The 16,256-nt window shown below is 37.3% G+C and carries 8 protein-coding genes and 1 tRNA gene; 5 read left to right on the top strand and 4 right to left on the bottom strand.

From position 1 onward, the window contains the following. The first annotated feature begins 32 nt into the window (after positions 1-32). Positions 33-4,085, top strand: coding sequence for a PAS domain S-box protein (locus BHE19_RS11460; protein WP_070907238.1), 4,053 nt, complete (start codon positions 33-35; stop codon positions 4,083-4,085). A 92-nt stretch (positions 4,086-4,177) separates the two neighbouring features. After that, positions 4,178-5,026 (top strand): KPN_02809 family neutral zinc metallopeptidase, encoded by an 849-nt coding sequence (gene ypfJ / locus BHE19_RS11465; RefSeq protein WP_017496064.1) that lies wholly within the window; start codon positions 4,178-4,180, stop codon positions 5,024-5,026. Between the two features lie 698 nt (positions 5,027-5,724). Here ypfJ and BHE19_RS11475 read toward each other — a convergent pair. From BHE19_RS11475 to BHE19_RS11490, 4 genes are all read right to left on the bottom strand, one after another. Beyond that, positions 5,725-5,798 (bottom strand) — tRNA-His (locus BHE19_RS11475). An 82-nt stretch (positions 5,799-5,880) separates the two neighbouring features. Continuing rightward, entirely contained in the window at positions 5,881-6,597 is a 717-nt protein-coding gene (gene bshB1 / locus BHE19_RS11480; RefSeq protein ID WP_017496065.1) for a bacillithiol biosynthesis deacetylase BshB1, read from the bottom strand. A gap of 160 nt (positions 6,598-6,757) precedes the next feature. Beyond that, positions 6,758-7,825 carry a chorismate-binding protein gene (locus BHE19_RS11485; protein ID WP_070907240.1) on the bottom strand — a complete coding sequence of 356 codons (1,068 nt, stop codon included), beginning with the start codon at positions 7,823-7,825 and terminating at the stop codon, positions 6,758-6,760. A gap of 5 nt (positions 7,826-7,830) precedes the next feature. Next, entirely contained in the window at positions 7,831-8,262 is a 432-nt protein-coding gene (locus BHE19_RS11490) for a PaaI family thioesterase (RefSeq protein ID WP_017496067.1), read from the bottom strand. 247 nt (positions 8,263-8,509) lie between these two features. Here BHE19_RS11490 and BHE19_RS11495 point away from each other — a divergent pair, with 247 nt between their 5' ends. The 3 genes from BHE19_RS11495 (at position 8,510) to purL (ending at position 16,176) form a co-directional block, all read left to right on the top strand. After that, a complete protein-coding gene (locus tag BHE19_RS11495) occupies positions 8,510-10,027 on the top strand; it encodes a hypothetical protein (protein ID WP_070907545.1) in 1,518 nt (505 codons plus the stop codon). A 383-nt stretch (positions 10,028-10,410) separates the two neighbouring features. Next, positions 10,411-12,264, top strand: a complete 1,854-nt coding sequence (locus BHE19_RS11500) for an endonuclease (protein WP_070907241.1) — start codon at positions 10,411-10,413, stop codon at positions 12,262-12,264. Positions 12,265-12,486: 222 nt separating this feature from the next. Beyond that, positions 12,487-16,176 carry a phosphoribosylformylglycinamidine synthase gene (gene purL, locus BHE19_RS11505; RefSeq protein WP_070907242.1) on the top strand — a complete coding sequence of 1,230 codons (3,690 nt, stop codon included), beginning with the start codon at positions 12,487-12,489 and terminating at the stop codon, positions 16,174-16,176. Positions 16,177-16,256 lie beyond the last annotated feature (80 nt).

The raw sequence follows: 16,256 nt of genomic DNA on the forward strand, positions 1-16,256 counted from the left end.
GATTTACTAAACCAAACATACCCCCGAATTCTATGGTAGCAAACTATAGTCTTTTCAATTCGTTGATCCCAGGAGTTGCCATACTTGGTAATGCCCTGAAATCAATTATTACGAAGTGGTATGTTATCAATTCAGATATCATATTTTACAACAATCCTAAATTGATTATGTTAGGATTGTCGATGATTGCCTTTCTGACCCTTCTCGTATACCAATTCTTCCGGATCAAGACCAGAATTGGCTACTTCATCGAAAGAAAACCGGAAACAGAAACAGTAAACAGAGAGTATCATCTCTATATTTTGTTCTTTGGTATTGCATTGATTGTAATCGAAATCATCAACGAAATTTTTAAAATCAGGCCAAAGAGTTTACTTTTAGTAAATGTAAGCATAGGCTTCTCGATGCTTTTATTTTATTTCATCATTGGTAAAATTAAATTTTTAAAAGAGCGGGTTCAGTCGATATTTATTCTGTCCTTCTTTGTTTATCTCTTTTATATCGGATACAACATCATCTATCGCACCAACGATATTATTCCTATAATTGCTTTTTTAATTTTCTTCTACTTCTCCTACAGCATCTTAAAACCCATAAAACTATACTGGTTCTTTGTTGGATTAGTTTTTACCTTTCTGATTACAACGGTTGTTTACCAATTAATCCCCGTAAAATCATCCATTATCTTAATCAACTACTGTGTTCTGATTTTCATTCTTAATCAGGTTAAATATGCCGTTTTACTAAACAACAGTGATAATTTCAGATTCACCAATGAAATTGTACACAAAGGGAATTCCCTGACTATTGCCACAAACGAAAAAAACGAAATCTTATTTTGCAGTGAAACTATCACTTCTATTCTGGGATATTTACCGGATGAAGTTATGGGAGCTAAATTTTGGAAATTAACGAATGAAACAGACTATCCTGAAAACCTCAGCAATATAAATCATGAAGAAGACAAACTTTATATCCGGAAATTAAGAAGCAAAAACGGGGAATACAAATACATACAGTGGAAAGATAAAAGATTTTCTCAGGGCTTAATTATTAGTATCGGTCAGGATGTTACAGAACAAATTACCGTTCGCGATCAATACAAAAACCTGATCCAAACCGCTACGGATATCATTTTTGAAATTGATTCTGATGGTTATTTTACCTTTATCAATGACTTTGGATTTTCGATATTGGGGTATTCTGAGAACGAAATTATCTCTCAGCATTATTCTAATTTCATCCATGAAAACTACCAGCGTAATGCCGTAGATTTCTATGAAAACCTGGAAATGAATGAAAATAATTTTCCCACCATTGAGATTCCTATTCTGAAGAAAAACGGGAAAAAGCTTTGGATTTCGCAAAAGATTATTGTTCGAAAAAATGACCTCGGACAAACAATTGGCTTTGCCGGAATAGCCCGCGACATTACTGAAATTAGAAATATTGAGAACGACAAAAGAAAACGTCTGAAGAAAATCGAATCGTATAACAATTCGATTAATAAACTCTCGACTACAGATTTTAGCCAATACGACAATTTAAATACGGTTATTGATTTTATCATAAAAGAAGCCGCAATAGTAACCAAAACCAATCGGGTGAGCTTTTGGAAATGTCATAAAGACTTAATCAGCTGCAAGAATCTTTTCAGTATTGACAAACAGCATCTTAATGACAAAAACATACTGGACAAACAATCCTATCCAATTTACTTTGAAACGCTTAAAAGCAAAGCAATCATAAATGCTCCGGACGTTTTCAATAAGCTCGAAACATCCGAATTTCAAAAATTATACTTTACTAAAAACCACATCAAATCGATGCTGGATGTCCCTATATTTTTAAACGGACAGCTTGTTGGAGTTGTTTGCTTTGAAAGTACCGAAGAAAAAAGAAACTGGGACAACGAGGATATCAATTACGCCCGCACCATTTCGGATGTAATCTCATTGGCAATCTCCTCACAAATGCGTTTGGAAGCCGAAAAAAAATTAGAATTCAAAAGTCAGCTATTGTCAGCCCTTTCCCTGTGTACCGAAAAATTTCTAATGAGTAAATCTACTCAGGAAATGTTTCAGGAGACCTACAATTTAATTGGAAAAGCAGCTAAAGTAGACCATATGTACTACTACGAAAAAGATTTTACAACAAATACCGTAAGTCAGAAATACAAATGGTCCAGACAGGGTATTGAGCATCAGATCACAAAATTACAGCGATTAACAAAAGATCAATTACAAGAAATTTACGACGCTGCTCAGAACAAAAAAATCGTCAATACACTTACCCGCAAACTAGACAATACTTTTTTCAAACAACTACTGATTGCCAATGAAATCAAATCGATTCTGATATTACCGCTGTACATCAACGATATCTTTACCGGATTCATAGGCTTCGACGATTGCACCAAAGAACGAAAATGGTCTGAAGAAGAAATCTATATTTTTCAGGTTCTGGCAAATAACATCTCATCGGCACTGGAAAGAAACCGAAACGAAACCAAAATTCTCGAAAGTGAGGAAAAATTCAAATTAATCGCCAACAACATTCCCGGTACGGTATACTTGTCAAAATTTGATGCTTTCTCTACTAAGATATTTCTCAACGATGAAATTTTAAATCTTACCGGTTATTCCAAATCAGAGTTTATTGAGAATAATTTATCATTTTTATCTCTTATTCATCCTGATGACAAAGATGAAGTGATCAACAACCAAATCGATAATCTACAAAGTGGAATGCCGTTGCACAATATCTATCGCATCCGGCGGAAAACCGGCGAGTTTATCTGGGTAGAAGAATTTGGAGACGTGATAAAAAAAGGCGATGAAATTGAATTTGTGGGTGGAATTTATTTCGACATCACCAACAAAAAAGAAAGTGAAGATGCCATAAAAGCCAAGCAGCTTGCCGAGGCAGCCAATAAATCTAAATCTGATTTTCTGGCCAATATGTCGCATGAAATCAGAACTCCTTTGAATGGTATTATTGGTTTCACGCATTTACTGATGAATACCGGCCTTGAAGAAATTCAGGAAAAATACATGACCACAATTAACCAATCAGCGCATTCGCTACTGGATATCATCAATGACATTCTTGACTTTTCTAAAATCGAAGCGGGCAAACTGGAACTTTTTATCGATTTATACGACATCAAAAAAGTACTCGGACAAGTTTTTGATTTAATTGTATACGAATCCAATCAAAAAAATCTGCAGTTAGAATTAAATGTCGCACCCGATGTTCCCAAATACATCTGGACAGATATTGTGCGTATCAAACAAATCTTAATCAATCTGCTTTCAAATGCTGTTAAGTTTACCAACAAAGGCTCTATCAAGCTTAATGTTTCCGTTTTAGAAAAAAGCAGCAACAACGATTGCACTATCCGATTTTCGGTGGTGGATACCGGAATTGGAATTCTCGAAAAAAATCAGAAGAAAATCTTCAAAGCCTTTTCTCAAGAGGATAGCTCTACGACGAGAAAATTTGGAGGTACAGGATTAGGACTGACAATTTCAAATCAATTGCTTGCTTTAATGGAAAGCCGCTTACAGCTGGAAAGCAAAATCGACAAAGGAAGTAATTTTTATTTTGACCTGAACTTAAAAACAAGCAATCAAAGCATTAGCGAGAAATACAATACCGAACTTCAAAATACCAGTCTCGAACTAAATTCCGACGACCCGGTTTCAAATCAAAAAAGCATTACCTTTTTGATTGTTGAAGACAATAAGGTCAACATGCTGCTTTTAAAAACCATCATCAAAAATTTATATAGCGGTGCCTACATACACGAATGCGAAAATGGCTACGAGGCCGTAAGTCAATTTGAAAACATCAATCCTGATTTGGTTTTTATGGACATTCAGATGCCTATTATGAACGGTTATGAAACCACAAGAGCCATCAGAAATACCATTATAGGAAAAGACATTCCAATCATTGCCGTAACAGCTGGTGCTGAAAAAGAGGAACGCAACAAATGTCTTTCTGCCGGAATGAATGACTACATCTCTAAGCCCATAATGAAAGGCAGTGTCGAAGAAGCTTTAGTAAAATGGCTAAAATAATGCAAAACTAAATTCGGCTATTACGTCATTATTCCTAAAAAAAATATAAATTCGTACAACACAAACCTTTACGAACTAAAATCCAAATTACTATGAAATGGAAAGGAACGCGAGAAAGCGATAATGTTGAAGACCGAAGATCAATTTCTGGTGGAAAAGTTGCCATTGGCGGTGGCGTTATCGGTATTATTATTCTATTATTAAATGTTTTTGGTGGTGAAACCGGCCAAACTGTAGGTAATGTATTGGAGCAAATGCAAGGCGGACAACAAGCCACTGAGACTGCTGCCCCATTGAGTAAAGAAGATGAAGAAATGGGACATTTCGTAAGATCTGTTTTAGCTAAAACCGAAGACACCTGGGAGAAAAAATTCGCAGCAGAAGGACTTACTTATAAAAAACCAAAATTAGTACTTTTCAGAGGATCCGTAAACACAGCCTGTGGGGGCGCATCATCAGCGTCAGGACCATTTTATTGCCCGGGAGACCAAAAGGTATATATGGATTTAGGCTTCTTTGAAGAACTAAAAACTAAATTTGGTGCCCAAGGTGGGGATTTTGCTATTGCGTACGTTATAGCGCACGAAATTGGCCACCACATACAAACACTACTGGGGACCTCGGCAAAAATGCGAGAAGCACAGGAAGGAAAAAGTGAAGCCGAAGCCAATAAACTGTCTGTAGCGCTGGAATTACAAGCCGACTTTTATGCCGGAGTATGGGCTCATGACAATCAGCAATATATAGAAGCTGGTGATATTGAAGAAGCCTTAAGCGCAGCCAACGCTGTTGGTGATGATGCCATTCAGAGCAAAATGCAGGGACAAGTGGTTCCGGATTCCTTTACTCACGGTACATCCGCACAGAGAATGTTCTGGTTCAAAAAAGGTTTCCAAACCGGAGACATTAAACAAGGGAATACCTTTGATGAAATAAGATAGTTCACAAACTAAATTATAATAAACAAAAAAGCATGATTTTTTAATCATGCTTTTTTGTTTATTTCTCTCACCAGTTCACCAAATCCACTAAAAAAAGTTTTAAGAATCTTCATAAACGCTGTAAGTTTCATTTCTTATTATTTCCCCCCCTCTTAAATTAAAAACTCCTGAATCGAAATTGTCCTTTAGATTTTTTTGTAATTATTGGGGTTTATTACAAATTATTCAGATTCTAAATTTTAAATTCGATTCAGGAGAAATGCTAGGATCTTCCTTACAGTGCTACCATTTTTACTTTATAAAACCATACTCTTATAGGTTAAATACTTATCTTTTACATTGTAAAGGTAGTACTGAACTTCAACCCATTACATGATTAAAATCATAGAAAATTATTTTTTTTTATTTGATAATGAAATTCTGTCGTTGATCTGCTCTCTGCTCTTCTGGACGATACTACCTAACCTAGATCATAGTGCTTTGCACTATGCTGTCGCTAAGGCTCATTCAGAGCAACAGCTTACTATATTACCCACAAAGCTCGAAACGGAAGCCTGAAACTTGGAACCTGAAACTTGAAACTTGAAACTTGAAACTTGAAACCTGAAACTTGAAACCTGAAATTTTAAAACTCTCAAGATTCGTTTTTGTATAAAAACAAAAAAAGCCTTGAATTTCTTCAAGGCTTTAAATTTCTGGGTGGCTGACCGGGTTCGAACCGGCGACCCGCGGCACCACAAACCGCTACTCTAACCAACTGAGCTACAACCACCATTTTTCTGCTTGTGCATTTCTGCTTAGCGAGTGCAAATATATAACTAATGTTGAGTTCTACAAAGAAAAAAATGAAAAATTTACAGTAAATTTTCTAAACTATTGACAGCCAAACACCTTTCAACAGTAAAACCTTCAGCAAAATCTTTCCCAACAAGCCTTCCTAGATCCTTCGCACGATAATCTAAACTCTCAAAGAAGTTTTTACTCGTAATTGGCGTAGCAGGTTCTTTTGAATTTGGGTCATAAAACTGAGTTTTATATGCCGAAACCGCTTCAACCTTTTTCTTTTCAAAACCTGTGATGTCCACTACAAAGTCAGGCACGATGTTTTTCCATTGTATATAATGGTACACCACCTTTGGTCGCCAGGCTTCCTGACGCTCTCCATCGATCGAGGTTTCGATTTTTGCCAATCCTGACAAGAAGCAGGCATCCGAAACTAATTTACTCCCTTTTCCGTGATCGATATGACGGTCGTCAATTGCATTACACAATACAATCTCTGGCTTGTACTTTCGAATCATTTTAATAACCTCCAGCTGGTGTTTTTCATCATTCGTAAAAAAACCATCACGCATGCCCAGATTTTCACGAACCAAAACTCCTAATATCTTTGCTGCCTCTTTTGCTTCTTCATCTCTGATTTCCGCCGTACCACGCGTTCCTAACTCTCCACGTGTCAAATCGACAATACCCACTTTTTTACCCAGTGATACTTCTTTTAAAATTGTTCCTGCGCAACCCAATTCTACATCATCAGGATGTGCACCAAATGCTAATATGTCTAGTTTCATAATTTTTAATATCAATGTCAAAAATCAAAATTGATGTTTTGTCTATTTTATTTACTCTTTTTTCTTTTTTGTTTCAGGTTTCAAGTTTTCTTTGTTTCAAGTTTCAGGTTTCAGGTTAACAACAAAACTTGAAACCTGAAACCTGAAACTTTTTTCCAACTTATTTTATCTTCAACACTCTTTTCATTGTCATCGACTTGTTCACGCTTTCCTCCCATTCCTTTTCGGGAACGCTTTCTTTTGTAATACCGCAACCCATGTAGAGAATCGCCTTATTCTCCTGAATTTGCATGCTGCGTAAATTTACGTAGAAATCAGAACTGATCTCATCATGAGCAAAACTGCTGTTCAACTCCCCCAGAAATCCCGTGTAAAAAGTCCTGTCGTAATTTTCATTTTCAATAATAAATGCCTTTGCCTTTTTCTTTGGCAGACCACAAACTGCGGGTGTTGGATGTAATGTATCGATTACTTCCTCAAGCGTCGAATTATCATTTAAAACTCCCGAGATATCTGTTTTGATATGCCAGATCGATCCCGCTTTTACACTGTAAGGTTCAAACACATCTACAGAAGAAGCTACTTCACGTAATCTTTTTACAATAAAATCCGTAACATATTGCTGCTCGTCTTTCTCCTTTTGCTGCCATAAAATATCCGTTTCCAGGGTTGCTTTTTGTGTTCCGGCCAAAGCCACTGTTTCAAAAACATTTCCATTAGCTTTCAGCAATCGTTCCGGTGTGGCTCCCATCCACAAACCAATTTTTGGATGAAAAAAAACATATGAAAAAGTCGTGGGATACAATTGAATCAAGTGCTGAAAAGTGGACACAAAATCGAACTCGCTTAAAGTTACTTCTTCACTTCTGGACAATACTACCTTTTTAAATTCGTCATTCTTAATCGCCTGAATTCCTTTTGAAACCAATGCTTCATAGTGTAACCTGGCCTCGTTATCAATACCTGATTCTTCAATTTCAGCAGCCTCAAAAGCAATTTCCAGCTGTTCTGCTGTTAAAATTTCGGATTCATTCTCCGGAATCAATATCAGTTGTTTTTCATCAAAAGAAGCAAAAACAAAACCTTTTTCCTTATAATCGGAGATTTTATGTAACGCGTCATTTTGCTGCAAAAGCGCAAAAATGGTAGTAGAATTCGGTTTAGAGTACATTACAAAAGGCAAACACTTTTCGTACTGTACTTTAATTTTAGAAAAAAAATCATTCATACTTCCTATACTGTTTTCTTTTTTTCCAAAACCATATTGGTCAGTTTGCAAAGCGAAATCAGATTTCCTTCTTCATCCGTAATCTTGATTTCCCACAAGTGAATACTTCTTCCTTTGTGAATGATTCTTGCGGTTCCGAAAACCCAGCCTTCCCGAATACTTTTCAAGTGATTTGCCGAAATTTCTATGCCACGTACTTCCTGTTCTTTCATATCGATAAAAAAGAAGGATGCTGCACTACCAACACTTTCTGCCAGAGCTACTGAAGCTCCACCGTGTAACAAGCCCATTGGCTGATGAACAGAAGGATTTACAGGCATTTTTGCAGTTAAAAAATCAGGCCCTGCATCGATATATTCTATTTTTAGCGTTTCCATCAATGTGTTTTTTGAGAACTCATTACAGCGCGCTAAAATCTGCTCTTTTGTATAATTCATTAAAATAGTCTTTAAAAACGTAAAATTAAAGAAAAGATGAGATACAAATTTGAAAATCCCATTCTAAAATTAAAAATCCACTTCAAACGTGTAAGTTTTTTGTTATTTTTACAAAAACATTAATTGTTAATCTGTTGCTGAGACTTTTTTTTATGCCACAGATTGCACAGATTATTACAGATTATATTTTTGCTGCGTGCAAAATCATTCTAATCCTTATTAATCCGTGGCAAAAAAACTCATTCAAATGCGTCAATACTTTGTACTTTTCATTTTCGGAATAATTCTAGCTTTTAGTTCTTGCCGAACTGATTTTGATACCGTTGCCAGTTCCGGAGATTTAAAGTTTTCAAAAGACACCGTTTATCTGGACACTGTTTTCAAGAATATTGGCTCTGCTACCTATCAGCTTAAAGTATACAACCGAAGCAAAAACGACATCTCCATTCCTATTATTCAGCTCAAAAACGGCTTAAATTCAAAATACAGAATGACGGTCGACGGTATGAGCGGAAACAATGGTAAAATTTTCAAAGACGTCACACTTTTAGCTAAAGACAGTTTGTACATTTTTGTAGAAACCACCGCAGATATTACAGATGCAAATCCAACCGATTTTTTATATACCGATCAGATTCAGTTTGACAGCGGCGCTAATCTACAACAAGTCGCTTTGGTCACACTGATTCAGGATGCTGTTTTTCTTTATCCACAACAAAATCCTGATGGAACCAAAGAGAAAATTAAAATTGAAGGCAAAGATGTAGATGGTTTTTACCTGAATGATAACGATCCTGTCAACGGAAACGAATTGCTTTTCACCAAGCAAAAACCTTATGTAATTTACGGATTTGCCGGTGTTCCTAAAAACAAAACGGTGACTTTTGAAGCGGGTGCACGCGTATACTTCCATGCCAATTCAGGTCTTTTTGTCGACGATAAAGCTTCTTTACAAATTAAAGGAACCACTTCTTCAACTCCAAAATTAGAAAATGAAGTTGTTTTTGAAGGCGATCGATTAGAATCGCTTTACGATAATATTCCCGGACAGTGGAACTCTGTTATTTTTGCTAACGGAAGCACCAATCACTCCATCAATCATCTTACCCTGAAAAATGCGGTCATTGGTTTAAATTTCAAGAATCCGAATCCTGCTTCGACCATTGAAATCAAAAACACCCAGATTTACAACACTGTCGAATATGGAATACTGGCACAAAATGCCCGTATAAGTGGAGAAAACATTGTTATCAATTATGCCGGTCTCGCCAGTTTGTCTTGTGTATACGGGGGAGATTACAAATTCACCCATTGCACCTTCAACAACAGCTGGTCAAATAATTCTCAATTTGCAGTTAGCCTCAGCAACAGTCTGGCCAATGCTGTTCCGGAAACAAATCCGCTGACACAGGCAACTTTTAACAACTGTATCATTTACGGATCGGGAACCAACGAGTTCAATTTAAACAAAAAAACCACTGCCGCCTTTGTGTACCAACTCAATAATTGTTTGCTAAAATTCAGCAGTTCTTCCACCAATCCGGATTACCAGTTCAAAACGGACCCGGCGCACTACAACCAGATCATTCTAAACGAAAATCCCAAGTTCTTTAATGTTGCTAAAAACCTATTCAACATTGACAATACTTCCTCCGCTTTCGCGAAAGGAAACCAGGCCTATAACATTCCTTTAGATATTATTGGAAAAACGAGAACTTCTCCTCCGGATTTAGGAGCTTATCAAAATGCCGCTTTTCCTAAGTAGTTTTATGCCCTCTAAAATTTAACTTCGACAGATTTCTCTCCTTTCATGTCATTTCGACCGAAGGGAGACTCGAGCGACAGTGAACAGGCGAAGCAAATCGCACGCAGAATTCGACAAAGATTGGCGACAATTGGGACGGAGTTTCGCGTGCGATTTCTCCCTTCGGTCGAAATGACAAACTGCGTTCAATTCATGGTAAAAAACTTCACACGATAAACATTTTCCACCCCAAAAAACACTCGTAAGAAAATATATCCAAAATTAAACATCACTTAACTTATATAATTCATAAAAATAGTAGATTTGCTAAAACTGATTTTCAACATTCTAAAATTCAGTATTTTAAAAACAGAAAAACAACCAAATCTTAAAGACTATTAACTATGAAAAAAAACTACTTTTTACTGTTATTGATGTTTGCCGCAACGGCATTTGCGCAAATTCCCACCGGCTATTACAACACCGCAACAGGAACAGGTTATACGTTGAAAACACAATTGTACAACATTATTAAAGGTCATACCGATAACGGATATGGGGGATTGTACACTACTTATCAAACCTCCGATGTTGATAATTTTTTCGAAAATGACGGAACTGTTTTAGACATGTATTCCGAAAACCCATCCGGAACTGACCCATACAATTATACCACAGGATCAACACAGCGTTGTGGGAACTACGTTGCAGAAGGTGACTGCTACAACAGAGAGCATATCATTCCGCAATCGGTTTTTAACGAACAATCTCCAATGGTATCCGATGCACATTTTATCACTCCGACAGATGGAAAAGTAAACGGAATCCGATCCAACTATCCTCACGGGAATGTTAGTTCTGCTACTTATACTTCTCAAAACGGAGGTAAATTAGGTTCCAGTTCGGTATCCGGATACTCGGGAACCGTTTTCGAACCTATAAACGAATTCAAAGGTGATATTGCCAGAATGTATTTTTATTTTGCTACCCGTTATGAAAATACCGTTGCGGGTTACTCTTTCCCTATGTTTGACGGATCAGGCAATAAAGTTTTTACTACGGCATTCTTAAATCTTCTAATAACCTGGCACACACAAGACCCTGTAAGCGCAAGGGAAATTGCACGAAACAATGCTATCTATGCCCGTCAGAACAATAGAAACCCTTATATCGATCATCCGGAATATGTCAATCAAATTTGGGGAGGAACACCTTCTTCAGACACTCAGGCTCCAACTGCACCGACAAGCTTAGCTTCGACTTCAAAAACAGCAACTTCTATTACACTATCCTGGACTGCTTCTACCGATAATGTAGCCGTTACAGCTTATGATATTTATGCAAACAGCGCTTTAAAAACCACTGTTTCCGGTGTAACTGCAACAATAACAGGTTTAACCCCGGCAACAGCTTATTCTATTTATGTAAAAGCAAAAGATGCCGCAGGAAATGTTTCCGCTTCAAGCAATACCATTTCAGTTACAACCGACAGTGGCGGAACAGGATCTACAACGGATCTCCTTTTCTCTGAATACGTTGAAGGGTCCGGAAACAATAAAGCAATTGAAATTGCCAATAACACAGGAAGTTCTGTGAGTTTAGCTTCGTATACGATAAAAAAACAAACCAACGGTTCCGGTTCCTGGAGTACCGGTTTGGCTTTGAGCGGAACCTTAGCCTCGGGAAGTAAATTTGTCATTGTAAACAGCTCCATATCTTCAAGCTGCTATTCAACCAGTGCGGCTAATATTTCGACAACAGCAACTGAAATGGCCTTTAACGGAAATGACCCAATTGGTTTATTCAAAAATGGCGTTTTAATCGACATCATCGGAACTTTCAATGGCGGAACTGCTAATTTCGGAGCTGACGTTACTTTAAGAAGAAAATCAACCGTAACTTCACCAAGTACTACTTTTAATCTGAGTGCACAATGGGATTCATTTTCACAAGATACTTGTACTAATTTAGGCAGCAAAAAAGTACAGTCTACTGTAGCTGGAGGAGAAGAAAACATTGCAGATTATAGCGGAATTATTGTTTATCCAAATCCTTCTAACGGGAATTTCAATATAAATTTAAACGAATCTGGCTCTTCTTATGCTGTAGAAATCGTTTCCTTCTCAGGACAGAAAGTTTTTGAAAAACAGAACGCGACAGAAAACACCATTTCAGTAAGTCATTTACCAAGTGGTATTTATATTTTAAAAATTGTTAAAGATTCGAAAACTAGCATCAGGAAAATAATCATTAACTAAAAATACTTTTCACGCAGATTTAGCAGATTTTTTTTGGAACTACTTATAAAATAGTTCCAGCATTCTAGAATCTGCTGAATTTGCGTGAAAATAAAAACTTTGCACGACAATATCCCAATTTCAGAACGGTATCATATTTTTTAAAAGAGTTTGTTTTCAAATTTGCGCTTGCTAGATATTTAAACTAAATTTGCACTTCAATACAACAAACTACACATCACAATGATCCATTTCTTTGAAAACCAAAGCAAAACTGTTTTTGCAGTACAGACGCAAAACGAAATTTCGGCTCAAGACATTTCAAAACTAAACTGGCTTTTTGCCGACTCCAATAAGATCGAAAAATCCGCACTGACGGATTTTTTTGTTGGTCCTCGTGCCACTATGATCACTCCATGGAGTACAAATGCTGTAGAAATTACTCAAAACATGGGTATTACGGGCATTATCAGAATTGAAGAATTTCATCCGGCAACAGCTGATTTTTCAGATTTTGACCCAATGTTATTACAGAAATTCAGCCAATTAGATCAGGAAATTTTCACGATCAATGTGCAGCCGGAACCTATTCTGGAAATCGATGATATTGCCGCTTACAATACAACAGAAGGATTAGCTTTAAGCGAAGAAGAAGTTGATTACTTAAACAATCTTTCTACTAAATTAGGAAGAAAACTTACTGACTCAGAGATCTTTGCTTTCTCACAAGCAAACTCAGAGCACTGCCGTCACAAAATCTTCAACGGAACATTTGTGATTGACGGAGAAGAAAAAGAAACTTCTTTATTCAAATTAATTAAAAAAACATCACAGGAAAATCCTAACGATATTGTTTCTGCTTACAAAGACAACGTTGCTTTTGTAAAAGGACCAAAAGTGCAGCAATTTGCACCAAAAACAGCTGACAAACCAGATTTTTACGAAATTAAAGAATTCGATTCTGTTATTTCGCTAAAAGCCGAAACACACAATTTCCCAACCACTGTAGAACCTTTCAACGGAGCAGCAACAGGATCAGGAGGAGAAATTCGTGACCGTTTAGCCGGAGGACAAGGTTCATTGCCATTAGCAGGAACTGCGGTTTACATGACATCCTATTCACGTTTAAAGTCCTTCGACTCCGCTCAACCCTTCGACTCCGCTCAGGGTGACCGAAAATGGGAAAATGCTGTTGAAGAAAGAAAATGGTTGTACCAAACTCCAATGGATATCTTGATCAAAGCTTCAAACGGAGCTTCTGATTTTGGGAATAAATTTGGTCAGCCGTTAATTACAGGTTCCGTTTTAACATTCGAACATTCAGAAAACGACCGTAAAATTGGTTACGACAAAGTAATCATGCAGGCGGGTGGAATCGGTTACGGAAAACTGGATCAATCCATCAAAAAGAAACCACAAGAAGGCGATAAAATCGTAATTCTTGGAGGAGAAAATTATAGAATCGGAATGGGTGGTGCTGCAGTTTCATCTGCAGATACCGGAGCTTTTGGCTCAGGAATTGAGTTAAACGCGATTCAGCGTTCGAATCCTGAAATGCAAAAACGTGCTGCCAATGCGATTCGTGGTTTAGTCGAAAGCGATAATAACCCTATTGTTTCGATTCACGATCACGGAGCTGGAGGACACTTAAACTGTCTTTCTGAATTGGTGGAAGAAACCGGAGGATTAATCGACTTAGACAAATTACCTGTTGGTGACCCTACGCTTTCTGCAAAAGAAATTATCGGTAACGAATCTCAGGAAAGAATGGGATTGGTTATTGGTCAAAAAGATATCGATACTTTACAAAGAATTGCCGACAGAGAGCGTTCGCCAATGTATCAGGTTGGAGACGTAACGGGCGATCACCGTTTTACATTCGAATCTAAAACAAATGGTTCAAAACCGATGGATTATGCTTTAGAAGATTTCTTCGGAAGTTCTCCAAAAACGGTTATGACCGATAAAACGATTGACAGAAAATATGCTGATGTTGCTTACAACACGGCAGATTTCGAAAGTTATTTACAAGACGTATTACGCTTAGAGGCTGTAGCTTCAAAAGACTGGTTAACCAATAAAGTAGACCGTTGTGTAGGTGGAAAAGTAGCCAAACAGCAAAATGCAGGACCATTACAATTGCCTTTAAATAATGTTGGAGTTATGGCTCTGGACTATTTAGGTAAAGAAGGAATCGCTACTTCGATCGGGCATGCTCCTATCGCTGCTTTGATTGACCCGGTTGCAGGATCCAGAAATGCTATTGCCGAGTCGTTATCAAATATTATCTGGGCACCAATTAAAGATCAGTTAAAAGGTATTTCATTATCTGCCAACTGGATGTGGGCTTGTAAAAACGAAGGGGAAGACGCTCGTTTGTACGCTGCCGTAGAAGGTTGTTCTGAATTTGCAATCGAATTAGGAATCAATATTCCAACCGGAAAAGATTCCCTTTCGATGAAACAAAAATATCCAAACGACGAAGTAATTGCACCGGGAACAGTTATTATTTCGGCAGCAGGAAACTGTACCGATATCAGAAAAGTAGTAGAACCTGTTTTACAAAGAAACGGAGATTCAATCTATTATATCAATTTGTCACAGGATGATTTCAAATTAGGAGGTTCTTCTTTTGCACAAATCAGAAATACAATCGGAAAAGAGACTTCTACTATTAAAGACGCTTCTTTCTTCAAAAATGCCTTCAATACCATTCAGGAATTAATTGGTGACAACCAAATTTTAGCTGGACACGATATCGGAAGCGGTGGTTTGATCACAACTTTATTAGAATTGTGTTTTGCGGATGTAAACCTTGGGGCAAAAATTGATTTTAGTGCTTTCGCAGAAAAAGACTTATTAAAAATCCTTTTTGCAGAAAACATCGGAATTGTTTTCCAGGCGAAATCGAATGCAGCTGTTGAAGCTAAATTAAAATCAAACAATATCGAATTCTTCAAAATTGGTTCGGTTCAAGAAACTGCTAGTTTGGAATTTGGAATTTATAATTTGGATATTGCGAAGTACAGAGACATCTGGTTCGAGACTTCTTATTTATTAGATCAAAAACAATCTAAAAACGGAAGAGCACAGGCTCGTTTTGAAAACTATAAAAATCAGGCTTTAAACTATACCTTCCCTGCGCACTTCACAGGAAAAGCGCCAGTCATCTCGAGCGGAGTCGAGAGACCAAAAGCGGCTATTATTCGTGAGAAAGGAAGTAATTCTGAGCGTGAAATGGCAAATGCGATGTACTTAGCCGGTTTTGATGTAAAAGACGTTCACATGACCGATTTGATTTCAGGTCGTGAAACACTGGAAGACATTCAGTTTATTGGAGCTGTTGGAGGTTTCTCTAATTCAGATGTTTTAGGTTCTGCCAAAGGATGGGCCGGAGCTTTCTTATACAACGAAAAAGCAAAAACCGCTCTCGATAATTTCTTTAAAAGAGAAGATACTCTATCTGTCGGGATTTGTAACGGATGTCAATTGTTCATGGAATTAGAAGTGATCAATCCGGAGCATGAAGTTCACGGAAAAATGCTCCACAACGAAAGTCAGAAACACGAAAGTATCTTTACTTCTGTAAAAGTACAGGAAAACAACTCGGTAATGCTATCGACGTTGGCCGGAAGTACTTTAGGAGTATGGGTTTCTCACGGAGAAGGTAAATTCAAATTGCCTTTAGCCGAAGAAAATTACAACATTGTTTCTAAATATGCTTACGAAGGTTATCCTGCCAACCCTAACGGATCTGATTACAACACAGCAATGTTATGTGACAAAACCGGAAGACATTTGGTAATGATGCCTCACATCGAGCGTTCAACCTTCCAATGGAACTGGGCACATTATCCAAAAGACAGAAACGACGAGGTTTCGCCTTGGCACGAAGCTTTTGTTAATGCCAGAAAATGGATTGAGAAAAACTAAAAATATATTTCTATAAAAAACGCCCGAATTTATCGGGCGTTTTTTTGTTTAAAAAAAAAGAGTACAACTCAAATTAACTG

The organism is Flavobacterium tructae (assembly GCF_001853485.1).
Taxonomy (GTDB): Bacteria; Bacteroidota; Bacteroidia; order Flavobacteriales; family Flavobacteriaceae; genus Flavobacterium; species Flavobacterium tructae.